Origin of the sequence: Desulfosporosinus sp. FKA (assembly GCF_002196785.1) — a bacterium.
Classification (GTDB): Bacteria; Bacillota; Desulfitobacteriia; order Desulfitobacteriales; family Desulfitobacteriaceae; genus Desulfosporosinus; species Desulfosporosinus acididurans.
This window is the reverse complement of sequence record NZ_NAHZ01000032.1, coordinates 163177-187380: the sequence shown is the minus strand read 5'-3', so window position 1 is coordinate 187380 and position 24204 is coordinate 163177. Positions and strand designations below refer to the sequence as shown.

The window sequence follows — 24204 nt, the reverse complement described above, 5'->3', positions numbered from 1 at the left end:
TTTATTTTGATTTCGCTTTGTCTTCTGCGCCGCAGCATTTCTTATACTTTTTTCCGCTGCCACAAGGACAGAGATCATTCCGACCAATCTGATCCCCCGTATGCACCGGGGCGCTGGGTTCTTCCTCATAGCGGTTCTCAGTAATGTTTCGAGGCTGCTCTGAAGTTTCTTCTCGAACCTGAGGAGTCACTCGGAGAACATAACGAATAATATCATCTTGAATAGAATCGATCATCGCCTGGAACATTTCAAATCCTTCACGCCGATATTCAACCAAAGGATCTTTTTGTCCGTAAGCTCGCAGCCCAATTCCTTCCCGCAGCATGTCCATAGCGTCAAGATGATCCATCCATTTGCTGTCCACTACTTGCAGCATAACCGCACGTTCAACTTCACGCATTAATTCCGAGCCAAACTCTTCTTCACGTTTTTGATACAGTTCTTTAGCTTTTTCCAATAAGAATTCTTCAACCTCTTCATTGGAAAGATCGCCTAACTTTTCAGGGTCCAAATGGGTTCCAGGCAAATAGAAGTTTTCTACATAACCAGCCAAACCTTCCAAATCCCATTCTTCCGGGAAAGGACTTTCTCCGCTAAACATAGCAATGCTGTCTTTAACGGTTTTTTCAAGCATATCGAGAATATTATCTCTGAGATTCTCACCCATTAATACAGCACGACGCTGAGCATAAATGACCTCACGTTGTTGATTCATGACATCATCATAATCAAGGACGTGTTTCCGAATATCAAAGTTGCGATTCTCGACGCGGCGTTGAGCAGACTCTATGGAGCGGGAAATCATACGGGAAGCAATCGGCACAGAATCGTCCATTCCCAATTTATCCATAATCCCCATAATATTTTCCGCGCCAAACATCCGCATTAAATCGTCTTCCAGAGAAATAAAGAACTGTGTTGAACCTGGGTCTCCCTGACGTCCTGCCCGGCCTCGCAATTGGTTATCAATCCGGCGGGATTCATGGCGTTCCGTACCAATAATGTGCAGACCTCCAAGTTCGTCGACACCCTCGCCAAGGATAATATCGGTTCCACGACCAGCCATATTCGTCGCGATGGTAACCATGCCGAGCTGCCCTGCTTGGGCAACAATCTCAGCCTCTTTTTCGTGATACTTGGCGTTGAGAACTTGATGGGGGATTCCCCGCCGCTCTAACATAGCACTAAGATGTTCAGATTTTTCTACAGAAACGGTTCCGACAAGAACGGGCTGCCCTTTAGCATTTCGTTCAATTATGCTTTCCACAACCGCTAAGAATTTGCCTTTTTCCGTGCGATAAATGACATCAGACTCATCTTTCCTGACCGCAGGCTTATTGGTAGGAATCTCCACAACATCAAGTTTGTAAATTTTTCGAAACTCCGGTTCTTCGGTCATAGCTGTTCCCGTCATGCCGGAAAGTTTCTTATACATCCTAAAGTAATTTTGAAAGGTAATTGTCGCTAAGGTTTGTGACTCTTTTTCGACTTTCACGCCTTCTTTGGCCTCAATAGCTTGGTGTAACCCTTCGCTGTAACGACGGCCAAACATTAACCGCCCGGTAAATTCATCGACTATGATAACTTCACCGTCTTTTACTACGTAATCGCGATCACGTTTAAAAAGAGTATAAGCTTTTAAGGCCTGGTTCACGTGATGGGCTAACTCTGTATGGATATCTTCATAGAGATTTTCCACGCCCAACATGCTCTCTACGCGGCTTACCCCTTGTTCTGTCAGGGTAACAACACGCTCTTTTTCAACGACCTTGTAATCTTCTTCCGGCTTTAAGCGGGGAATAACCATAGCAACCCTAAAATATAGTTCTGTTGGCTTGTCCGCTTCACCAGAAATAATTAAAGGAGTCCTGGCTTCATCAATGAGAATTGAGTCCACTTCGTCAACGATGGAATAATTGAGTTCCCGTTGAACAAGACTGTCCGGACGTGTAACCATATTATCCCGCAAATAGTCAAACCCAAACTCGTTGTTAGTTCCGTAGGTTATATCCGCGGCATAACTGGTGCGTCGCTCCTCATAGCTTAGACCGTGAACAATGAGGCCCACAGTTAACCCCAAAAAGCGGTGAATTTGGCCCATCCATTCACTGTCGCGGCGGGCCAAATAATCATTAACTGTTACGACATGGACTCCTTGTCCGGTCAGTGCATTCAAATAGGACGGCAATGTCGCTACAAGAGTTTTTCCTTCCCCAGTACGCATCTCAGCAATCCGGCCATCATGTAAAACCATTCCTCCGATAAGCTGCACGTCATAGTGACGTTGTCCAATAACCCTGAGACTGGCTTCACGAACAACGGCAAAAGCTTCCGGCAATAAGCTATCCAAACTTTCCCCTTGATCTAAGCGTTCTTTGAATTCAATAGTCTTTCCCTTCAGTTCATCATCACTCAAGGCTTGGATCTTTGGTTCAAGGCTGTTAATCACATCAACACGTTTTTGGTACTTCCTGATTTCCCGGGCATTATCATCAAATAAATTTAAAAGCCCCATTATATCCACCCTTCTTCATCTTATGTCTTCATAATTTTAACATTCCAGACAGCCCTCTGCAACTGAAGCAGGCGATTTGTCAATGGGATAATTTTCCTTCACATTAAAAGGCCCGCGAACGCGGGCCTGCGCTTGAAGTATAATTATTTTGACACTTTAAAATTGGGGCTGAAGTAAACCATAGTCTCCATTGTTACGCAGATATACCACATTCATTTCTTGCGTTTCGGAATTTGTGAATACAAAGAAGGTGTGTCCAATGAGGTTCATTTGCATAATAGCCTCCTCGACGGACATGGGTTTCACTGGGAATTTCTTATGGCGCACAACTTCCTCACGCGGTTCCTCGACGGTTGAAGCCGGTTGAATATCATGATCTTTCATAACTTTAGAACGCATGCGCTTATTAATTCGTGTCCGATATTTATCAATTTGACGTTCCAGCTTTTCTACGACCATATCAATTGATGAATACATATCTTCAGTTTCTTCTTCACCGCGTAGAATCATTCCATGAATCGGTGCAGTTACCTCAACACGATGGCGATCTCTCTCAACAAGTAATGTTACTTGGACATCCATAAACTCATCCGAAAATTTTTCAAGTTTTCCTACCCGTTTTGTAACATATTCTTTCAATGCGTCTGTTAGTTCAATATGTTTACCACGAATAATGATATTCATATTTCAACCCCCTTTATAGCTGGTATATGTAACATTCCCGATTTCTCGAAAAAATCCTGCTGATTTTTAACTTTCTCCAAGATATTTTTGTTTAAACCTAAAGAGAGAATCGTTTTAAAAAAACGATTCTTTCCCTGGCAGTCCAAACCCTTCTCAACGAACCATTACATTAGAAGCCTGTTCCCCTCGCGGGCCTTGAACAATATCAAACTCTACATTTTGGCCTTCCTCGAGAGTACGAAAGCCTTCTCCGACAACCGATTGAAAATGGACAAAGATATCCTGGCCATTTTCCTGCTCGATGAAGCCATAGCCTTTCTGTTTGTTAAACCATTTGACTTTACCTACCACAAAAAATACACCTTCCTTGATTATTATAGCTCAAAGGATAACTCCTTGAACTAATACTTACCTTAAGGAGGATAACCAAGTTTGGGAAAGTCTAAACGTCAGCGTGTCGGGGACGCGTGTCGGGGGGACGGTCCTGGCGACACGCAACCTTTGCGTGTCACTAGGACCGTCCCCCCGACACGCCCTGACACGCCTGACACGCTGCACAGAAAAGCGCGCCTTTAGCTTGTAGCCTCGGCGCGCTTAAAAGGGTTTTTTATAATATCTTACTCAAAAATGCCTGCGTTCTGGAATTCTTGGGATTTGAGAACACCTCATCAGGTTCTCCTTCTTCCATGATAATTCCCTCATCCATGAAAATCACTCGGTCCCCGACTTCACGAGCAAAACCCATCTCATGGGTTACTGCCACCATAGTCATACCTTCCCGAGCCAAGTCTTTCATAACTGCGAGAACTTCTCCAACCATTTCCGGGTCTAAGGCTGATGTTGTCTCGTCAAAGAGCATGACTTTTGGTTTCATGGCCAGTGCCCGGGCTATGGCTATCCGTTGTTGTTGTCCGCCTGAGAGGTGATCCGGATATTCATGGGCTTTGTCGGAAAGTCCAACTTTGGCCAAAAGCTCCAGGGCTATTTTTTCAGCTTCCGCTTTATTCATATTTCTTACGATTACCGGAGCCAAGGTTATATTCTGAATAGCTGTCATATGGGGAAATAAATTGAAGCGTTGAAAAACCATTCCGACCTCGCGGCGAATGGCATTAACATTTACCTCAGAATTAAGGGGGATGCCGTCAATAATTATTTCCCCTTTGGTTGGCTCTTCCAACTTATTGAGGCAGCGCAGGAAAGTGCTTTTCCCAGAGCCGCTGGGTCCGATTACCACGACGACCTCTTTTTCACGAATATGACAGTCAATCCCTTTAAGCACTTCCAGCTTCCCATAGGATTTATGCAAATTCTTAACGTAAATCATTTTTGCCCAGCCTCCTCTCCATATACGCAACCCACCGAGAAATTAATTGAGTCATTACTAAATAGTACAATGCAGCTGCAATATACATGGGTATCGGTTGGAAGGTTCGCCCGGCAATAATTTTGGAACTGTAAAAAAGCTCCTCAATAGCAATAATCGACAATAAGGAGGAATCTTTCAGTAAAGCAATGAACTCATTTCCTAACGGCGGGATAACACGCTTGAAGGCTTGTGGAAGAATAACATGACGCATGGCCTGTGAATGCGTCATACCTAAGGAACGAGCAGCCTCGGTTTGTCCCCTGTCAATTGATTGAATCCCTGCTCTAAAAATCTCGGCTATATATGCTCCCGAATTAAGCCCCATCGCAGCAATACCCGCAATATATTGATAGTTGTCAGGAAGCTCCTGCCAATGGAGAAGTTTAGGTATTAAAAAATATACCAAAAAGATTTGGACTAATAAAGGGGTCCCTCGAAAAAAATCAATATAGGTAATAGCAGCTCCGCGCAAAATTGTTATTTTCGACAACCGTCCTAAGGCCATAATAAGTCCAATCACAACCCCGATGGCCACTGCACCGGCTGTTAATTCCAGTGTAAGTAGAGCCGCACGATTTAATACAGGGATGCTTTCAATGGCTGCATTCCAGTTCAATCCCACGAAAAATCCTCCTCATTTTCATTTTGTCAGGACAATCCAATAACGGGCAATAGAAATTTATGATTCCGTGATCGCTGTCTAAAATTATACCTATTTGCTTAAATTTATACAAGCCAAAATACCCACATAAGCCATGAATACAATTTTATGCCACTAAATATTAATTTTGGATGAGCTTTTTAGAAGCAAAAGAGAAGGTACTTAGATTACCTTCTCTCTTTAGTATTAATTATTTATCAAAGATGATTTACCAGGATAAATTCATTCTAGTATTTAAAGAATAACATCATTAGTTTTTGTTGATTGGGGCTTTTATAATTTAGGGGCATCTTTCTTGAACCATTTTTTGTAAATTTGGCCGTATGTTCCATTATCGATCAGTTTTTTCAAGGAAGCATTGACCTTGCTGGCTAGTTCCGTATCTCCTTTCTTCATAGCAATTCCATAATACTCAGGATCAACATTTGCCGGAACCACTTCAATTTGAGCCGTTGGATTTTGGGCTTGGAACCACAGGACAACCGGTGAATCTGCAACAACAGCATCCACCCCGCCATTGAGCAAGTCAGTAAGAGCGTCTGGAGTAGTATCATATTTTTTGGGGGTAATTCCCTTATCTTCACAATCAAATTGACCAGTCGTATTGAGTTGAACCCCAACTCTTTTCCCTTTTAAATCTTCAAGAGTTTTAAAGTTTGAACCCTTTTTCATAGCGATATACTGCATAGATTTAAAGTACTTGTCACTAAAAGTTACGCTCTTTTCACGTTTAGGGGTAATTGTCATGGCAGAAACAACGGCATTGTACTTGCCCGCTTGCAGAGCGGTGATCAAACCATCAAAGGAACACGTTTCAATACTCACTTTGTATCCAATATCTTTTCCGATAGCTTGAATGAGTTCCATGTCGAATCCCGTTGGTTGTTGTTTATCATCCATAAATTCAAAGGGTGCATAGGTGATATCAGAACCGACTTTCAGAACCTTCTCGGTGGACGACGATGCTGGAGTTGACGTTGATGAAGAGGCACTTGTGCTTCCGCATCCTGCGAGAGCAAACAAACTGAGACTAAGTAATCCAGCCAAAATCACACGAAACTTTGGTTTGAACATTTTAATTTTCCTCCCTTTTTACGCACTGTCCTTGAATAATCCTAAAATAAGGTGTACATTCAGGCAGCTTATCCTTGTGGTTACAATTATACATATAGATGCATAATTATTCAATACCTATTTTTTCCCTTCTTTAATTTCCTTTGTTCAAATTATTTAACGCTAATACTACTCAATGCAGTTTTAACTCTATTCTTGTGACTGATGAAGTTTTCTTATAAAAAACTATCTACATACCTTCGTAGATATTAAAAGAATGGCTCTTATTAAGTTATCCCTCGAAAGTTACACACAACCAATTGTGGATAATGTGGATAAGTGTCAAAAATGCGCTTTTTCTCCCAGAAAGGTTGTGGGTAACTTTGTCGATGAATATTTCCAGGCAGACAAGAAGAAAAGCATTGGCCGACATAGTCAACCAATGCTTGTTAAATCGTAATTAATCAATCTAAATGCATCAAATTAATATTGTTCACGAGCAGGACGATGATGTTGATAGCACTCGCGGCAATATACCGGGCGATCGGATGTCGGTTGGAAAGGAACTTGAGTTTCCACTCCGCAATCCGCACAAACTACAGTAAACATTTCACGTGATCTGCCCTCTTGTGCATTACGGCTGGCTTTACGTGCGTTACGGCACTCGCGGCAACGTTGTGGTTCATTTTCGAACCCTTTTTCAGCGTAGAATTCTTGTTCTCCGGCGGTAAAAATGAATGTTGCTCCGCAGTCCTTACATACTAGTTCTTTGTCTTCAAAGGCCATGAAAGATATTCCCCTTACGTAAAAAAATGTAACAGGCTCTGCCCATCCACTTGTTATTATAACTCTAATCAAACTCGGGCACAAGTACTTTTTCAAAGCCGGCAGCCAAACATAAACCATAAACCTCTTTGGCGCCGCCTTCATACAGGACTTCTGCCACAACATCTAAAGTAGATCCTGTAGTTGTGACATCATCGATAATCCATACACTTCGTCCCTTAAAAGGCTCTTTGCCCTGCAAGGCAAAAGCGTCTTTTAAGTTCAGCAGCCGTTCTTGGCGGGAGAGGGAAACTTGAGGCGGAGTTGCTTTAACCCGTTTGACTCCTTGAAGAATCGGCAGCCCCAGCTCCCAGTGTATTCGTGATGCTATAACCTCTGCCTGGTTAAATCCCCGCTCCGCCAAGCGTGCTGAATGCATTGGCACTGCTAAAATACCGTCAACCAGAGGCAGCTCTTTAATCGCCCAATCAGCTAATGGCCGACTAATCTGCATCAAGCGCATGGGATTTGCTCCAAACTTTACGTCTCGGATAAATTCCTTTAAGCAGCCAGTATAATGCCCCCAGGCAATTACCTTTTTTAAATGCTTGGGACCTCTTCCCTCTGAGCAATCTGTACAAAGAATCCTTTCTTGAGCAATTAGTTTCCCACATCTCAGGCAGCGGCTTAATTCCGGATGAAGGAGCTCTTCACTGCAGTTTGGGCAAATTGGGCCAGGATGTCTTCCGCAGAGAGCACAGCCGGATCTTTCCAAATACCATAAGGCACGAATTATTTTAATTCCTTCTTTAACAAGCTCATTCATTTGAAATCCCCTTAAGGCCTTAGTCAATAAGTCCCTTCTTAAGCGCCAATCGGTTTTGATCTTCAATCCACCGGATTGCTTTTTTCATAGCCGTTGTCTCCAAATGAGCCATAAATAAAATGTTACCACCAGGATTTTTCCGGGTCCTCCCAACTCTGCCTGCCATTTGGACCAGGGCTCGTTCATCAAATACTGGATGATCAGCTCCTAAAACAACAACCTGTATCCCTTCTAAGGTTATTCCCCGTTCTAAAATTGTCGTACTTAAAAACAGATCAAATTTGCCTTGGCGTAACTTTTCGAGTTTTACCGACCGCTCCTTATCTGAACTATAGCTTCCGTCAATCTCCCACTCAGGAAAGCCTTGGCGAAATCGATTGATCCAGGGCTGAAGCCAAGATATTTTCGGGACAAAAACCAGAATTTGCCCTTCATGACGTAATGATTCAAAACGGCCCCTTTTCAGAGACGGCGGATTCCGTTCGGGATCAAACCCCTGAGAAGATCTCTCGATAATCGGAACCGGCAACGGAAAGCGGTGATGCCGTGCCGGAAGACGAATCAGACGCATCTTCCTGAGGTAAACTTCTTTTAAACCATCAGGCGAAGGCGTGGCCGTTAAATATAGCAGCTTGCCATTTGAGCGTAAGGCGTGTTTCAGGCCCCACTCCAAAGCCCCGTTTCCCTGATACGGAAATGCATCCATCTCGTCAAGAACTATTAAGTCAAAAGCCTGCCAAAATCTAAGGACTTGATGGGTTGTTGCCAAGACCATCCTTCCCCTTTGAAATTTAACAGGTGCATTACCTGTCAGAACTTGGATGTCGACTCCAGGAAAGTCTCGTTTCAGTCTTGGGGCTACATCATTAATAACATCTTGGCGGGGGGCTGCGAATAGAACTGACTTTCCTTGTTCGAGAGCCCAAGCTGCAGAAGGAAAACACACTTCTGTTTTCCCGCTGCCACATGCCGCCCATAAAAGAGCTTTTGTCTCGGAAGGATCCTTTAAGAAATCCAAGATTTCCTCACCGGCAAGGCGCTGAGCCTCTGTTAATTTCCAATGCGGACGGAAATCAACCTTTTCCGAGTTCCCAAGCAAGGAACGATAGTCACGGTAAATTGCCTTCAGTGAAGTGCTTGATCCCAAGGACTTACAGCTCAGACAAGTCCCTGCCCTGCCGTAAAAACTAGGCCACTCTTTGATATTTTTCTCGCCGCATCGCTGACATTGCCAGTCCTCTCCTTGGCGCAGCACGGCAGGGATCCACGCTGCCTTCTTCTCTGCAACATTTATCTGGGCAAACTGTAAAATAGTCTCCTCATGACACTTTAACTCATGAGCCAAGATTTTTAAGTCTTCCCAAAAAAGTTGTCTTCCCCGAACAAGCCGATCAAAGGATTGAAAAGCAGGCCCCTTGTCATCTCCTTGACCAGTTGTTGAAACTGACATTTCACTCGTTAAACTTACAAAGTCCTCTTCCCAAGAAACGTTCGGCACGTCCCAGTCACGGTTATTTAATACCCGGCATAGCTCAGATTTTATCCTTTCATGGCGGTTTCTTCGCAATCCAAAACACCTTTGGTTTTTAAATTTTGTCATTTGAATTTGTACAGACTGAATGACCCCCAAAGGCAGTGGTATCTTAAGACAGCCGGCCTTGGAAGATAACCTGTCCATTTCTTTATTAAAAGTATAACCGACGTCACCGTCTTCATTTAACGTCAGATAAAAGTACATAATAATCCTCATATTCCAATCTATGTTCGAGTCATTACCCTAACTCTCCATACTCTTGTTGACTCGCTGAAATTTCTATATCTGGGAATCTGCGCTGAAGACATGCTAAGTATTTATTTCTTGGTTCTAGGGACATTGTTTGGTCCACTAGAACCTCAATCCAAACGGGACAATGATGGATATTATGCAGACGGAAAAATTCTTTATGAAGATCTCTTATACTCTTCTCTAGTTCATCTTCCCTTAATTTCTTCCGATCATAGACTATTCGTTTCGTCTTACGTTCTAACGTTTCCTTTCCTGCATGAATATACCTTTGCAATTTCAGGGGAACTCTCCATTCCCAATGGGGATTCGTATTCCACAGTAAAATAATCAGCGTTATCATAAGCGACCACAATAACATTCTTTTCACCTCCTGCTTACAACTTATGTTCTAATCAGAAGGTGAGTGAATTCTCTTGCAGCCTCCGGCGAAAGAAGCAGGTGTGCTGATAGTACAAAAAGCCAGGAGGCGTACGAAGCTGCTCCTGGCTTTGCTGACTTATAGTATAGTTACTGCAGTGAACTCGTTCAGTCGATGGATGGACTAGCGGGTGTCTTACGTGTCTTGTCGTTTCTCTAAGAAAAATTTAAGAACACCTTCAACGGCCAGTTCATTTCCCACATAGGCCTTGCCTTTGGCAACTCCGAAGGTCTTCCTAAGTTTTAATAGCTCGATTTCCAAACGCAATTGGTCTCCGGGGGTAACTTGTCTTCGAATTTTCACCTCATCCAAACCGGCAAATAACCCTAAGAATCCGGCATATTCAGGCATTTTCAGAATGACTACTGCCCCAACTTGAGCCAAAGCCTCAAGAATTAAAACCCCAGGCATAATAGGATGGCCCGGAAAATGCCCTTGGAAAAAAGGTTCATTTATCGATACATTTTTAATTCCTACACCCCGTTTTCCTTCCTCCAATTCAATAATACGATCCACCAATAAGAAAGGATAGCGGTGAGGAATAATCTCCTGAATCTCTTGACTAGTTAGCACGAAAACTCCTCCTTGAATCTTGCCAAAGCAAATACTTGCAGACATGTACACCTTTATCTTATGATGAGAATCAGATACTCTTCATAACGTTGACATCCATATCTTATTTCATGATAATTCTTATACCTAGTATACCTAAGTTTCAAGGTGAAGGGAAGATGATAAGCCTTATGAAAACCTTCAAAATTTTACATATTATAGGAGGAGGGGAAATTGGAGGAGCTGAACAGCATGTTCTTACCCTTCTTCAAAATCTGGATCGATCACATTTTTTTCCCTCGTTAGTCTGTTTGACCCAGGGGCCTTTTGCTGCACTTGCAGAACCCATTGTGCCTACTCAAACCTTCTCTATGCGCCACCCCCTGGATCTTTCCCTCCTTCCCAGCCTTATGCGCTGGATCCGTCAACAAAACATTGACCTTGTCCATACCCATGGTTCACGGGCCAATCTTCTTGGCCGACTTGGAGCAGGTCTGCTTAAGATCCCTAATGTAACAACTGTCCACAGTTCACTTGCTCATGATTATTTGTCTCCTTGGTCGGCACGTCTGGCAATTGGCCTCGATCGGCTCACCCTCCCGTTGACCTCATCTATAATTACTGTCTCCCGCTACCTCGCGAACGAAGTCTCTTCCCGAGGAGGTAAACACCTTACAACGATTTATAACGGGCAAGCTCCTGTTCCCCTTCTCGATGCATCGATACTACGGGATCGATTTCGAAAGCAATGGGGGATTCCCAATGATGCTCTTGTGCTAGGAACTATCGGCCGTTTGCATCCTACCAAAGGTCATGTTTATTTAGGCCGTGCTGCCAGCGAACTAAGTCGCCGCTTCCCAAGACTTCATCTTTTGATCATTGGTGAGGGACCCCTGCATGCAAGTCTAGAATCAGAGCTGCAAAAAACTTCGTTGTCTTATACTTTAGCCGGATATCTTCCACAAGCTTATAGGGCTCTCCCAGCCATGGATATTTTTGTGCTGCCTTCCGTCAGTGAAGGTATGGGCTTAGTTCTTCTCGAAGCCATGCAAATAGGAATACCCATTGTGGCTAGTGACGTTGGCGGAATTCCTGAGATTGTTCGCCCTGAGAAAGAGGCTTTATTAGTACCTCCTGAAAATGTTCCGGAACTTATCAAAGCCTGTACTCTGCTTCTTGAAAATCCTGAGCTGGCTCATTCCCTTGTTTCTTCAGGGCAGAGACGCTGGCCTTTATTTTCCATTGAAGAGATGGTTCGAGCGACTGAGGAGCTATATAGGATGCTGCTTGCATAATATCGTAACCAAGACTCTGCCTCAAAGGCTCTTTAGTTTAAAACGCTGCCACAATACTTTAAAAAGAAATCGGGGCAAAACGCTTTGACGCTTCCACCGCCAAGGTTCTTTCAGCAAACGATAGAGCCACTCAACATGAAGGTCCTGAATTTTTTTAGGTGCACGTTGGACTGTCCCGGCAAGCGCATCAAAACTGCCCCCTACACCAATACCCACATATGCTAAACCCGGATGCTCCTCCAGCCAAAATTCCTGGCGCGGGGCCCCTAAACCAACCAGCAGAACATCCGGTTTGAAATCTGTAATTTTTTTTATAATGTCGGCCTCTTCTTGTAAGCTAAAATAACCATGACTGAAGCAGAACGTTATTGCAGGATAGTCAGAAGAAACTTCTTCCACTGCCCGCTCTGCAACTCCCGGTCTTCCACCTAAAAAAAATATCCGCCATTTCTCAACATTAGCAATTGGAAAAAGCGATTGTACTAAGTCAATCCCTGTCACTCGCTCCTTAATTTGAGCTCCTAATTGACGCACTGCCCAGACGACTCCAATTCCATCTGCGGTAATTATGTCGGCCGAATTTAATACGTTCTTCAAATCAGACTTATACTGAGAAGCATATATCATTTCAGGGTTTGCCGTTACAATTCGAATCGCTGTCTGAACTTGAACCGCTAGTTTGATTTTCTCCACGGTTTCAGCCATGGAATATGTATCTACAGTAATCCCCAAGACAGTTACTCTCACAACAATCTTTCCTTTCGCTTAGGGTATCACGTAAAAAATCCAAGGGGAGGCCTAAAATCGAACGGAAGGCTCCATCCGCCAGGGCACTCACCTTGGACAATATCGTGGGGGATAAAGAGTTATGATCTGAAGTCCTAAAACCCATTGAGAACTTTGCCCGTGCCTAAGGCTACACAGGAAATAGGATCTTCTGCCAAACTAACCGGCAATCCTGTTTCGCGGGAAATACGCGTATCAAATCCATAAATCAAAGAGCCTCCGCCAGTCATTATTATTCCTTTATCAAGAATATCCGAAGAAAGCTCTGGCGGAGTTCTCTCTAAGACTTCCTTGACACCTGCGACGATGGCTTCAACGGATTCCTCTAAGGCGACGTAACACTCTTGTGAATTGACTTTTACTGTCTTGGGCAACCCCGTGATAAGATCCCGTCCGCGTACATCAATATCTGCAGATGGTCTGCCTTCAGGTATTGCAGCTCCGACGGCAATTTTAATTTCCTCAGCGGTTCTCTCACCAATCATTAAATTATGTTCTCTTCGAATATATCGACTTATGGCTTCATCAAATTTATCGCCGCCAACTCGAAGACTGCGTTTTGCTACAATACCATTGAGAGAAAGAACGGCGATATCTGTTGTTCCTCCGCCAATATCAACAACCATGCTGCCAGTAGGTCCGGAAATGTCCAGGCCTGCACCTAAGGCTGCCGCGAAGGGTTCTTCAACGACTTTGACGTCTTTGGCACCAGCCTGATAGGCTGCTTGTTTCACCGCCCTCTGCTCTACTTCAGTTACCCCAGAGGGAATGCAGACAACCACCCGAGTCCTAAAAAAGGGCAAGCGTTTTGCTCCCGCCTTTTCCAAAAAATATTTCAACATTAATTCAGTTGTCTGATAATCTGCAATTACGCCATCACGCATAGGCCGCACGGCAACAATATTTCCCGGCGTCCGTCCTATCATTAAGCGCGCTTCTTCTCCTACTGCTATACGTTTGCTGGAATTACGGTCAATAGCAATTACTGAAGGTTCGTGTAAGACGATCCCTTTCCCTTTGGCATAAACTAAAACGCTTGCCGTACCTAAATCTATCCCTAAGTCTATTCCAAACATTCCCGGAAATACCCCTTTCGTTATCAATAGCTTGTCCAAATTCAATTCCAAATATAGCATCAAATAGCATAATCTCCCTTACGGGAGATTTGCTTACTTCTATGGTATCAATTCGTGATATAATTTCTAAATCCTTTATGATTCTTAACTTTTTTACACATTCTCTTTATTTTCTAGTCCATGATTTTGGCTAATTTTCTTGATATTTCTTTCTTGTCGCTTCTCCTCCCCGAATATGACGCTCTGCCTTATTCGTTTCTAGGATGTGCTTGACTTCCATAGATAGTTTTTCATTAACCAAAGGCAGCCTTTCTGTCACATCTTTATGTACAGTACTCTTTGATACACCAAAAACATCTGCCGTTTGCCTTACTGTTGCACTCGATTCTAAAATATATGTCCCTATATCGAGTACCCGTTTACGAATATACTCTTGCACGCAGAGTCCTCCTTTCGTCCACATGTGTAGTACATTTATATGCATTCTCATTGAAAAAAGACATCCATAAATGGATGTCCTCATATGGTAAATACTGTGTTCTCATTAAACATATTCCTTTAATCTTTAACCGTTATAAATTTGACCCACCCGTTTCAATGTTTTGGATTGTATTGCCATACCGAACCTCATAATGAAGCTGGGGCTGTTCATTAATTCCTTCTGCACCCGGGTTAAACCCAACTTGGCCAATAAGCCCTTGTTTCTCTATATTCTGTCCGGTCTTGACCCGGAGATTTTCCAAGCAGCCATAGGTTACTATCCAGCCTTGACCACAATCTAAGACTACTTTCTCTCCTAGAAGCGAATCATGACCGGCAAAAATGACTTTTCCTCGATGAGTTGCTCGAATAACAGTCCCTTCAGGTTCCAAAAAATCTTCGCCCGGATGAAACATGTAACTTTCTATGGCCGCAAGATAGCAGTTCCCAATCCCTCGGAGAATTTTTCCTTGAACAGGGCTTGGAAAATCCTTGTATGTTAATGTTGCCTTATTTGGTCCCTTTTCTTTCTGAGCCTGGGACTCTAAGGCTAATCCTGTTTTCGAACTATACAGTCTTGGCAATATCTCTTGTTTTGCTGCTGCTTGTGCCGCGTGTTCTATTTTTAATGGCTCAAGTTGCTGGAAATGGCTTAACGAATTATTAAAATAGCCAAAGCAAAGAATAGCAATCCCTACCAAGAGTGAACAACTCCAAACTAAAATCCAACTCAAGGATACTCTCCAGTGGATCATCGCACTCACCTCAAGTAGTATCGTTGCCGATTCTTCTTTTCTTTAGTCCTCCAGCAGACAACAGGATCTAAGAGTTTTAGGGCAGGATCTCATCACAGGCTCTCTCTAGTTAATTGTGATCTGCATAATTTTAGCACCCGGATAAAAATGAGTTAATATTTCCTGCGCTTTAATATTGCGGAGAGCCATATCATTAGCTCCCCACTGCGACATACCAACTGCATGTCCTTTGCCATAGGCTGTAATTACTAGATGGTCTCCCTGAACAACCCCTTCTATGTCTGTAGAAGGCAATCCAAGCAATACTCTAAGCTGAGTGGCTTCAACTACTTTACCCAAAATCTTTACCGTCTTCGCCCTTCCTGCAGTTGTCTTACTTAAGATTTGAAAATTAAATTGCTGCGGCGCAATGGAAATCCCCAGTTTCTTAGCTAAATCTTCTCGGCTGAAGCTTATACTCTTAACATACCGTTCAGGGTTTGTCTCTTCAGAACTAACATTTTGCAAATATGAACGAGAAGAAGTCCAAACATCCTCTGATCGTTCTGTTGGCTTTCTTCCGCTGCTGCTATGGTAAAAGGCATCGATATAATCTCCATTGACAACCAGTACCATTCCTTGCGTCTCTTTTACGGCCTTTTCTAATTTCCCTCGATACCGCCAATAATTTATGAGGCCCCATTTATTTCTGATTTGAGCATTTGAAAGCCATGCCTGTGTCTTAACAGTTGTGTCGACATCATAACCTTTATCAGTTAATTTTCTCGCACTGTACTGTTTAACGGCATAGGTTCTAGCTGCTATGGTTTGGGCCTTTAGCGCTTCGAGTTGAAAATCTGCCGGCATTTCCGCCGCCACAACACCTATAAGATAATCCTCAAGGGGCATTGAAGACACCTTCCCATTGGTCATAAGTACCCTAATTAATATGTCATTAGCAGCAACGTTCTCCCTTTGCCAGCGCAGCACACTCCAGGGAATTAACAATCCTATACATATCGAGATGACAATAAGCCACATCCACTCTTTCTTCATTGTATCCCCCCAAAGTCCAAGCCTTCTCTTCAATCTATGCAGACTGACCTTCGAATATGGCAAGGGATGTAAAAGAAGACAAAAACAAAGATGGGGTGATAACAAACAGCAAGTTTGTTATCACCCCATCTTTGTTTTTACAGCCCAGCTATGAATTACTCCGAACGAATAATATTGCCTCCAATACGAGAAAGTTTTTCTTCTACCTTCTCATACCCGCGATCTATATGCTGAATTCCTCGTATTTCAGACGTTCCTTCTGCCGTTAAAGCAGCTAGTATTAGAGCAGCGCCAGCTCTTAAATCCGTCGCAGTCACAGGCGCTCCATTCAAACGTTGAATCCCCTGAACAACGGCACTTCGTCCTTCGATCTTAATTTCTGCTCTCATGCGTTTAAGTTCGTCGACATGCATAAAACGATTTTCAAAGACAGTTTCGGTTATTAACCCCGTACCTTTTGCTCGAGTCAGAAAAGCCATAAAAGGCGCCTGTAAATCCGTCGGAAATCCGGGGTGCACTTGAGTTTTGATATCAACGGCAGTATAGTTGCCATCGCCAATGACCCGAATTCCATCACCTTCTTCGCTGATATCAATCCCAGACTCTTCCATTTTTGCAATTAAGGGTTTAAGATGATCCGCGATGACATTCTGTACTAAAACATTTCCGCCTGTCGCAGCAGCCATCAGCATATAGCTTCCTGCTTCTATGCGGTCAGGTATCACCGTATGCGTGGTACCATGTAGTTCCTGAACACCTTCAATATGAATTATACTCGTTCCGGCACCCCGAACTTTCCCACCCATTTCATTAATAAATGTTGCTAAATCTACGATTTCCGGTTCTTGTGCTGCATTCTCAATCAGCGTTGTCCCCTGAGCCAGCGCCGCCGCCATCATAATATTTTCTGTTGCGCCAACACTGGGATAATCCAAATAAATCCTGGCGCCTTTGAGCTCTTTCGCTGTAACATCCAGAAACCCATGATCCATCTTAACATCTGCGCCTAAAGCTTCCAAGCCTTTGAGATGCCAGTTTATAGGACGTGAGCCTATGGCACACCCTCCAGGATGAGAAATTCGCACACGGCCTTGACGAGCTAAAACAGGCCCCATGGTGACAATTGACGCTCTCATCTGAGAGACGAGATCATATGGTGCCTCAATGCAATCTATCGAACTTGCTTGTATTTCCAGTGTTGAACCCTTCCGGACAACCTTTGCGCCCAAAGCGGAAATCACCTGATTCATGATATTTACATCGAGCAAATCTGGAGCATCCTCGAGTCGTATAGGTTCAGCACAAAGCAAACTTGCAGCTATGATAGGCAGTACAGCATTTTTTGCTCCGCTTACAGTAATTGTCCCTTCAAGCTGTTTACCGCCGGTAATAATAAGCTTACTCAAATTATGAAGACACCCCCTATTCTAGGTTAATGATTAGCACAGCTAACTATTATTCTCTCTACCTAGTATTTTCTCCTGCTTGATTTCGACGAATTTCCTCTTTAATTGATCTAAAATTCCTCTAATAACACAGGAATAGCTAAAACAGTTTCACCTTTCCCTGCTGTTCCCCGGCTAAGCACTTGTAGGTTTAGGGAGTCTTTGCCAACCTTCACGCTCGGGTTAAGGTGCTGTTCATAGGCTGCAATGGATATTAAATTATTCGATAGGGTCCACTGAACCGGCTGAGCCTTTATGTAATTTAAATAGGCTGATATATCAAGGCCTTCCGGAATACGCTCATCGAAGTATATCCTTCCGCCTTCTTTAGCGATTTGCGGCACCATTATAGTATACCACGTATACACTTGAAGTTCTTGTATTTTATTTACGATTCCTTCCCCTGAAATTGTCAACGCTCGGCTGCCATTTCCTGCTTGAGAGTATTTCGAAGACCACGTCCAATTCTTCAAAGGAGGCTTTGATAAGTGATCAATTCGAAGGTTAGAATTATCAAACCAAATGATCACTTTAACCGTCGCGAGAGTACTATCCGCCAATTTTGAATTTAATAGTAACGGTACAGTCTTATTAGGACTATATTTCGTAATTCTTTGACTATTGGCCATTAAAGTGTTTGCTTCCATGGTGATAAGCAAAAGACAAATCATTATTATGCCGATGAATCGACTCTGATTTTCAAATTGTTTTAGGACTCTGTCTTTCAAAATTCAAACCTCGCTCACGTTCGACTTATATTTAGTTTTACCAAATCGAACAAAAGCTAACGATATTATCTACACTCTTTAAAATAATTTTTTCGTTTTTACTTCAGCTGGTCGACAACGCAAATATCTTGCAAGAATTAGTTGACCAATTGGATATTTCAACCAAAAGAAAAAGGACCCCAAAGGGTCCCTTTTAATTTAAAACCATATATTCTTCCAGAGGAATCGTGAAATCCGTGAAAAGAAATCACTTCATGATTTTACTTTTTGTTCTCTGATGCGCTAATACGAGCCAAAGCTTTACGCAGAGCGTACTCTGCCCGTTTCACATCTATTTCACTGGTTTGTGATGACAAACGCTTGGTTGCTCGTTCTTTCGCAGCGATGGCACGCTGAAGATCTATAGTTTCGCTTAGCTCTGCCGTATCTGCTAAAATAGTCGCAGAATTGTCAGCAACTTCTACAAAACCTCCTGCTACTGCTACACGTTTGACTGTGCCATTGTTTGTGATACGAGCGACACCGACATCAAGTCCTGCAATCAGCGGCGCGTGGTTAGGCAAAATACCAAGTTCACCGGCTCCACCGGGCAGAACAACGAACTCAACGTCTTCCTTCAGAATATTACCTTCAGGAGAGACAATGTTTAGAGTGAATGTGCTTGCCATGGCTTACGCCCCCATTTTCTTGGCTTTTTCAACGACTTCTTCAATGGGGCCTACCATTAGGAAGGCGGCCTCAGAAATGTCATCGTATTTACCTTCCGCAATTTCTTTAAAGCCACGAATTGTATCCTTCAAGGGCACATACTTTCCGGGTGAACCCGTAAAGTTTTCGGCAACGAAGAATGGCTGCGATAAGAAACGCTGAATCTTACGAGCCCGTGCAACGATAAGTTTTTCTTCTTCAGATAACTCATCCATACCCAGAATAGCGATAATATCTTGCAGCTCTTTGTATTTTTGCAGAATTTGTTGAACTTGGCGGGCAACCGCATAATGCTCTTCACCGAGTACTTGCGGCGAAAGAATCCGTGATGTTGAATCCAGCGGGTCCACGGCTGGGTAAATCCCGATTTCAGCAATAGCACGGGACAAAACGGTTTTAGCATCCAAGTGAGCAAACGCTGTGGCCGGAGCAGGGTCTGTTAAGTCATCGGCCGGCACATAAATAGCTTGTACCGATGTAATAGATCCAGTACGAGTAGACGTAATCCGCTCTTGCAATTGACCCATCTCAGTTGCTAAAGTTGGCTGGTAACCAACGGCGGAAGGCATCCGGCCAAGCAGAGCTGAAACCTCAGATCCTGCTTGGGTAAAGCGGAAGATGTTATCAATAAAGAGCAACACGTCTTGACCTTGTTCATCACGGAAGTACTCCGCCATGGTCAAGCCTGTCAGTCCTACACGCAGACGCGCTCCAGGCGGCTCGTTCATTTGACCGAACACCATAGCAGTCTTATCGATAACGCCGGATTCTTTCATTTCGTGATAAAGGTCATTTCCTTCACGAGTTCGCTCTCCAACACCGGCGAATACGGAGATACCACCGTGTTGCTTAGCGATGTTATTAATGAGTTCCATAATTAATACTGTCTTACCAACACCAGCACCACCGAAGAGTCCGATCTTACCACCCTTCGAGTAAGGAGCCAGTAAGTCAATAACTTTAATTCCTGTTTCTAATATACGGGTTGATGGTTCTTGATCTTCAAACGCCGGAGCCGGACGATGAATCGGATAAGTATGCTCAGTACTGATCTCTCCAACGTTATCAATTTGTTCTCCTAAGACATTAACCATCCGTCCCAGGGTTGCGGGTCCGACAGGAATCGTAATTGGCGCACCGGTGTTTATAGCCTCAATGCCTCTTTGCAAACCATCGGTTGAGGACATAGCTACACAACGTACAGTGTCGTTCCCAAGATGTTGAGCTGCTTCTAAGGTTAGATCAATGTTCTTTTCGGGAACCTTGATCTTAATAGCAGTATATATTTCCGGCAGTTCATCGGGTGCAAATGCAACGTCAACTACCGGTCCCATGACTTGCAATACCTTGCCGTTCTTCACAGGCGCATAACCTCCTTATTAGGTATTTCCGGCAGCCTATTCTAATGCTGCTGCTCCACCGACAATTTCAGATATTTCCTTGGTAATTGCCGCCTGTCGAGCTCTATTCATGGCCAGAGACAGCCGATCAATCATGTCCGTAGCATTATCTGTTGCCGAACTCATAGCCGTCATCCTGGCACCTTGCTCACTAGCTTTTCCTTCAAGGATTGAGCGGAAGATCTGTGTTTCCACATACTTCGGCAATAAGCTTGCAAGGATTTCGTCAGGAGACGGTTCAAAAATATATTGTTTCCCTTGTTTACCTTCAGGTTTTTCAATGGGAAGTAATTTGACTTGAGAAGGTCTTTGTGTGATAGCACTCACGAACTCAGTAAACAATAAATATACCTCATCCGCTTCACCTTGCTCATAGAGCCGTATTACTTCTTTAGCTATTTCTTTTGCTTGATTAAAACTTGGATCATCACCAAGCGCTACAAACTCAGCCAAAAACTCAATTTTACCGCGGCGGAAGAAATCCCGACCTTTGCGGCCTACCGTCACCAACTTAACTTCTTGCGGCGTTTCGGCAATCAAACCGGTCGTCTTCCGGATCAGGTTAGCATTATACCCTCCGCAGAGACCACGGTCCGATGTAATTAATACATAAACCACCTTTTGCACAGGCCGCTTGACTAAGAGCGGATGAACAGTATCCCCAGCCTGTGATAGGCGCTCCAAGACCCCTTGCAATTGGTTGGCATACGGGCGGGCAGCGATAAGTTTTTGTTGGGCTTTTCTGAGTTTGGCCGCGGAAACCATTTTCATCGCCTTCGTGATCTGCTGCATATTGCGTACGCTGCGGATCCGGCGACGAATATCGCGTACTCCTGCCACCTCATTCACCTACTCCTTTTTAATCTAGGCCACAAACCCCTGTTTAAATTCGTTAATCGCTTTTTCCAGATCGGCGATCATTTCCTTGGAGAGCGCCTTTTCGGTGCGGATTTTAGTTAACAGGTCAGCCTTAACGGAGCGCATGAAACGCAGGTACTCTTGCTCAAATTTTCCAATCTTCTCAATGTCGATATCATCGGTAAATCCTTTAACCGCAGCGTAAATTACAACAACTTCTTCTTCGACAGGTAAGGTTGCGTACTGTGCCTGTTTAAGAATTTCCATGGTCACTTTACCGCGGTTAAGACGCATTTGGGTGACTTTATCCAAATCAGAACCAAATTGGGCAAATGCCGCTAATTCACGATAGCTGGCAAGATCCAAACGGAGCTGACCGGCTACTTGTTTCATGGCTTTGATTTGGGCGCTGCCGCCTACCCGGGAAACGGAGAGACCAACATTGATGGCCGGACGGAAACCGGAGTAAAAGAGGTCTGATTCCAAAAAGATTTGACCGTCTGTAATGGAAATAACATTTGTAGGAATATAAGCCGAAACGTCACCGGCCTGAGTCTCGATAATAGGAAGTGCTGTCATTGAACCGGCGCCGAGTTCGTCAGAAAGTTTGGCAGCCCGCTCCAAGAGACGAGAGTGGAGGTAGAAAACATCCCCAGGATACGCTTCACGGCCTGGCGGACGCTTCAGGAGCAGTGAAAGTTCACGATAAGCAACCGCTTGTTTCGAGAGATCATCATAAATAATCAAGACATGCTTGCCGTTATACATGAATTCTTCACCCATGGCAGCACCGGAATAAGGCGCAATATAAACCATTGGTGCTGATTCAGAAGCTGTGGCAGCTACGACAATCGTGTATTTCATAGCATCGTTTTCTTCTAATTTTTGAACGACGCTGGCAACGGTCGAAGCTTTTTGTCCAACAGCGACATAGATACAAATCATATCTTGGCCTTTTTGGTTAATAATCGTATCGATTGCTACAGCAGTTTTGCCTGTTTCACGGTCACCGATGATTAATTCCCGCTGACCTCTGCCAATGGGAACCATAGCATCAATTGATTTAAGACCGGTTTGCACAGGTTCATGTACTGATTTCCGGGAAATAACACCAGATGCCCGGTTTTCAATAGGACGGAATTTATCCGTTACAATTTCCCCTTTGCCGTCAATAGGCTGACCAAGGGCATTAACAACCCGGCCAATCAAAGCCTCGCCGACAGGGACCTCCACGATCCGACCTGTTCTCTTGACCTGATCGCCCTCTTTGATCCCTGCGAAGGGTCCAAGAATAACGCAGCCAATATTATCTTCTTCAAGGTTCATGGCCATGCCATATACTTTACCGGGAAACTCTAAAAGTTCACCGGCCATGGCTTTCTCTAAACCGTAGACACGCGCAATTCCGTCTCCAACCTGGATAACTGTCCCGACGTCTACGGTATCGACAGCCGATTCATAGCGTTCAATTTGCTGTCTGATAATAGAACTAATTTCTTCTGGACGCAAGTTCATCCTTTTATTTCACCCCTACTTCCTGAGGTTTATCTGTGCTTTTACGTAAATCCTCACGCATTTTAGCCAAAGCGTGTGCAATGGTCCCATCCATCACGCGGTCTCCGATTTGAATAAGAACTCCCCCAATGAGTTCTTCTCGTACTTCGCTGATTAGACGGACATCTTTCCCCGTCATACGGCCTATAGCCTTTTTGAGATCGTCGAGTTGCGAAGCACTTAAGGCAATGGCGCTAGCCACTTTTGCTTCCACAACTCTTCGTGCCTCATCCGCCAGCCGAGTAAACTCACGTTGAATGAACGGCAAGAGATTTTCTCTTTTGCGGTCAATCAAAAGATAGAGGAAATGACGGACAGTTTCACTGAAGTCGTCTCTAAGAATTTTTGCCATCACCGACTTCTTTTCGCTAAGCGAAATATGTGGGTGGAGCAAAACCTTTTTGACCTCATCATTTCCCTCAACCAATTTCGTTAGTTCACGTAAGTCGGCATCAATTGAATCAAGGGATGTCTCCGAGGCAATTTCAAACAAGGCTTGAGAGTATCTGCGAGCAAGTGATCCATTTATCATTGCATTTCCCCTACTTCTTGAATGAATTGTTCAATGAGATCCCCTTGACCTTTCAGGTCAAGCTTTTGACGAATAATCTTTTCAGCCACGAGAACTGACAGATCCGCAACTTGTGCCTTAACTTCAGAAATTGCGCGATCCCGTTCTCTTTCAATATCTACAAGGGCAGATTTCTTGATTTTTTCAGCTTCCTCGTGGGATTCAGCCAAGATTTCAGCGGCACGTTGTTCACTCACCTTTGTGGCCTTGGCAATCACCTCTTGAGCTTCCTGACGAGCTTTACGCATTTCTTCTTGGTATTCACGTTTTATTTGTTCAGCCTGTAGTCGTTCACTTTCCGCCTGGGAAAGCATGGATTCAATATGAGTCCGCCGTTCTTCCATTACTTTCATTAACGGGCCCCATGCTTTCGCCTTCAGCAGCCAAACGAGCAGCAGGAATGATATAATTGTAGCTACTAATGTCCAGTCGAATTGAATAGGATTCCCACCCAATGGTCTACCCCCCTCTCGAGTCTGATTGTCGTCGGGATGATTTTTTTCAAGGGGGAACTTACGTCCCCCCTTGATTAAGATAGGCGCAATCCGTTAGCCCATCATACGAACTTACTTCACTGTAAACATCAACAACAGTCCAACGACCCAGCTAAGGAGTGGCAGAGCCTCAACCAAGCCTACACCGATAAACATGGTTGATTGTAATGTTGCTTTAGCCTCTGGTTGACGAGCGATACCCTCAATCGTTTTGCTAATAACATTACCATTACCGAGTGATGCTCCAAAGGCCGCTAAACCAGCAGCAATTCCTGCACCAAGTGCAGCTGCAGCATGCGCTTCCATTAAATTTCCTCCCTTCTTAATTTCCAAAAATTAATAAAAATTATTCCCTCAGTGAACTTCAAAACTTCACTGAAAACTAACCTA

26 protein-coding genes are annotated in these 24204 nt (G+C 43.9%); 1 reads left to right on the top strand and 25 read right to left on the bottom strand.

Annotated features, from left to right (window positions below; all coding sequences use genetic code 11):
* Position 1: 1 nt before the first annotated feature.
* The 11 genes from secA to fabZ all read right to left on the bottom strand — a co-directional run bounded on the left by secA (position 2) and on the right by fabZ (position 10650).
* Complete coding sequence (secA, locus tag B5771_RS17865) at positions 2-2515, bottom strand: preprotein translocase subunit SecA (protein ID WP_088188737.1); 2514 nt, start codon at positions 2513-2515, stop codon at positions 2-4.
* Between the two features lie 156 nt (positions 2516-2671).
* Positions 2672-3199: a ribosome-associated translation inhibitor RaiA gene (gene raiA / locus B5771_RS17860; RefSeq protein WP_047808885.1), complete on the bottom strand. Its 528-nt coding sequence runs from the start codon at positions 3197-3199 to the stop codon at positions 2672-2674.
* Positions 3200-3352: 153 nt separating this feature from the next.
* Positions 3353-3550, bottom strand: a complete 198-nt coding sequence (locus tag B5771_RS17855; protein WP_047808886.1) for a cold-shock protein — start codon at positions 3548-3550, stop codon at positions 3353-3355.
* 256 nt (positions 3551-3806) lie between these two features.
* Positions 3807-4526 carry an amino acid ABC transporter ATP-binding protein gene (locus tag B5771_RS17850; protein ID WP_088188736.1) on the bottom strand — a complete coding sequence of 240 codons (720 nt, stop codon included), beginning with the start codon at positions 4524-4526 and terminating at the stop codon, positions 3807-3809.
* Positions 4513-5190: an amino acid ABC transporter permease gene (locus tag B5771_RS17845; protein ID WP_088188735.1), complete on the bottom strand. Its 678-nt coding sequence runs from the start codon at positions 5188-5190 to the stop codon at positions 4513-4515. The genes B5771_RS17850 and B5771_RS17845 overlap by 14 nt, the downstream gene beginning before the upstream one ends.
* Before the next feature lie 312 nt (positions 5191-5502).
* Positions 5503-6303, bottom strand: coding sequence for a basic amino acid ABC transporter substrate-binding protein (locus B5771_RS17840; protein ID WP_088188734.1), 801 nt, complete (start codon positions 6301-6303; stop codon positions 5503-5505).
* 462 nt (positions 6304-6765) lie between these two features.
* Positions 6766-7068: a zinc-ribbon domain containing protein gene (locus B5771_RS17835; protein ID WP_014829426.1), complete on the bottom strand. Its 303-nt coding sequence runs from the start codon at positions 7066-7068 to the stop codon at positions 6766-6768.
* 64 nt (positions 7069-7132) lie between these two features.
* Positions 7133-7873 carry a ComF family protein gene (locus B5771_RS17830; RefSeq protein ID WP_088188993.1) on the bottom strand — a complete coding sequence of 247 codons (741 nt, stop codon included), beginning with the start codon at positions 7871-7873 and terminating at the stop codon, positions 7133-7135.
* Between the two features lie 19 nt (positions 7874-7892).
* Positions 7893-9611, bottom strand: coding sequence for a helicase-related protein (locus tag B5771_RS17825; RefSeq protein ID WP_088188733.1), 1719 nt, complete (start codon positions 9609-9611; stop codon positions 7893-7895).
* 34 nt (positions 9612-9645) lie between these two features.
* Complete coding sequence (locus B5771_RS17820) at positions 9646-10017, bottom strand: hypothetical protein (RefSeq protein ID WP_088188732.1); 372 nt, start codon at positions 10015-10017, stop codon at positions 9646-9648.
* A 195-nt stretch (positions 10018-10212) separates the two neighbouring features.
* Positions 10213-10650 carry a 3-hydroxyacyl-ACP dehydratase FabZ gene (gene fabZ / locus B5771_RS17815; protein WP_047808892.1) on the bottom strand — a complete coding sequence of 146 codons (438 nt, stop codon included), beginning with the start codon at positions 10648-10650 and terminating at the stop codon, positions 10213-10215.
* Between the two features lie 170 nt (positions 10651-10820).
* On the opposite strand from fabZ, the gene B5771_RS17810 reads away from it, so the two are divergent.
* A complete protein-coding gene (locus tag B5771_RS17810) occupies positions 10821-11924 on the top strand; it encodes a glycosyltransferase family 4 protein (RefSeq protein WP_088188992.1) in 1104 nt (367 codons plus the stop codon).
* 21 nt (positions 11925-11945) lie between these two features.
* Here B5771_RS17810 and B5771_RS17805 read toward each other — a convergent pair whose 3' ends face one another.
* From B5771_RS17805 to atpE, 14 genes are all read right to left on the bottom strand, one after another.
* Positions 11946-12671, bottom strand: a complete 726-nt coding sequence (locus B5771_RS17805) for a WecB/TagA/CpsF family glycosyltransferase (protein WP_088188731.1) — start codon at positions 12669-12671, stop codon at positions 11946-11948.
* A 134-nt stretch (positions 12672-12805) separates the two neighbouring features.
* A complete protein-coding gene (gene mreB, locus B5771_RS17800; protein WP_088188991.1) occupies positions 12806-13786 on the bottom strand; it encodes a rod shape-determining protein MreB in 981 nt (326 codons plus the stop codon).
* Positions 13787-13976: 190 nt separating this feature from the next.
* A complete protein-coding gene (gene spoIIID / locus B5771_RS17795; protein WP_009619498.1) occupies positions 13977-14225 on the bottom strand; it encodes a sporulation transcriptional regulator SpoIIID in 249 nt (82 codons plus the stop codon).
* Between the two features lie 133 nt (positions 14226-14358).
* Complete coding sequence (locus B5771_RS17790) at positions 14359-15000, bottom strand: M23 family metallopeptidase (RefSeq protein WP_172408307.1); 642 nt, start codon at positions 14998-15000, stop codon at positions 14359-14361.
* Positions 15001-15126: 126 nt separating this feature from the next.
* Entirely contained in the window at positions 15127-16056 is a 930-nt protein-coding gene (gene spoIID / locus B5771_RS17785; protein ID WP_088188729.1) for a stage II sporulation protein D, read from the bottom strand.
* 155 nt (positions 16057-16211) lie between these two features.
* Entirely contained in the window at positions 16212-17462 is a 1251-nt protein-coding gene (gene murA / locus B5771_RS17780; protein WP_088188728.1) for a UDP-N-acetylglucosamine 1-carboxyvinyltransferase, read from the bottom strand.
* Positions 17463-17572: 110 nt separating this feature from the next.
* Entirely contained in the window at positions 17573-18229 is a 657-nt protein-coding gene (locus B5771_RS17775; RefSeq protein ID WP_088188727.1) for a YwmB family TATA-box binding protein, read from the bottom strand.
* A 260-nt stretch (positions 18230-18489) separates the two neighbouring features.
* Positions 18490-18897: a F0F1 ATP synthase subunit epsilon gene (locus B5771_RS17770; RefSeq protein ID WP_088188726.1), complete on the bottom strand. Its 408-nt coding sequence runs from the start codon at positions 18895-18897 to the stop codon at positions 18490-18492.
* A 3-nt stretch (positions 18898-18900) separates the two neighbouring features.
* The gene (atpD, locus tag B5771_RS17765) at positions 18901-20298 is read right to left on the bottom strand and encodes a F0F1 ATP synthase subunit beta (protein WP_088188725.1); all 1398 of its coding nucleotides are present in this window, start codon (positions 20296-20298) and stop codon (positions 18901-18903) included.
* 36 nt (positions 20299-20334) lie between these two features.
* On the bottom strand, positions 20335-21177 hold the full coding sequence (gene atpG / locus B5771_RS17760; protein WP_088188724.1) for an ATP synthase F1 subunit gamma: 843 nt from the start codon (positions 21175-21177) through the stop codon (positions 20335-20337).
* Between the two features lie 24 nt (positions 21178-21201).
* Positions 21202-22710: a F0F1 ATP synthase subunit alpha gene (gene atpA / locus B5771_RS17755; RefSeq protein WP_088188723.1), complete on the bottom strand. Its 1509-nt coding sequence runs from the start codon at positions 22708-22710 to the stop codon at positions 21202-21204.
* Positions 22711-22714: 4 nt separating this feature from the next.
* A complete protein-coding gene (locus B5771_RS17750; RefSeq protein ID WP_047808902.1) occupies positions 22715-23281 on the bottom strand; it encodes a F0F1 ATP synthase subunit delta in 567 nt (188 codons plus the stop codon).
* The gene (gene atpF / locus B5771_RS17745) at positions 23278-23775 is read right to left on the bottom strand and encodes a F0F1 ATP synthase subunit B (protein WP_088188722.1); all 498 of its coding nucleotides are present in this window, start codon (positions 23773-23775) and stop codon (positions 23278-23280) included. The genes B5771_RS17750 and atpF overlap by 4 nt, the downstream gene beginning before the upstream one ends.
* Before the next feature lie 111 nt (positions 23776-23886).
* The gene (atpE, locus tag B5771_RS17740; protein WP_047808904.1) at positions 23887-24120 is read right to left on the bottom strand and encodes a F0F1 ATP synthase subunit C; all 234 of its coding nucleotides are present in this window, start codon (positions 24118-24120) and stop codon (positions 23887-23889) included.
* Between the last annotated feature and the right edge of the window lie 84 nt (positions 24121-24204).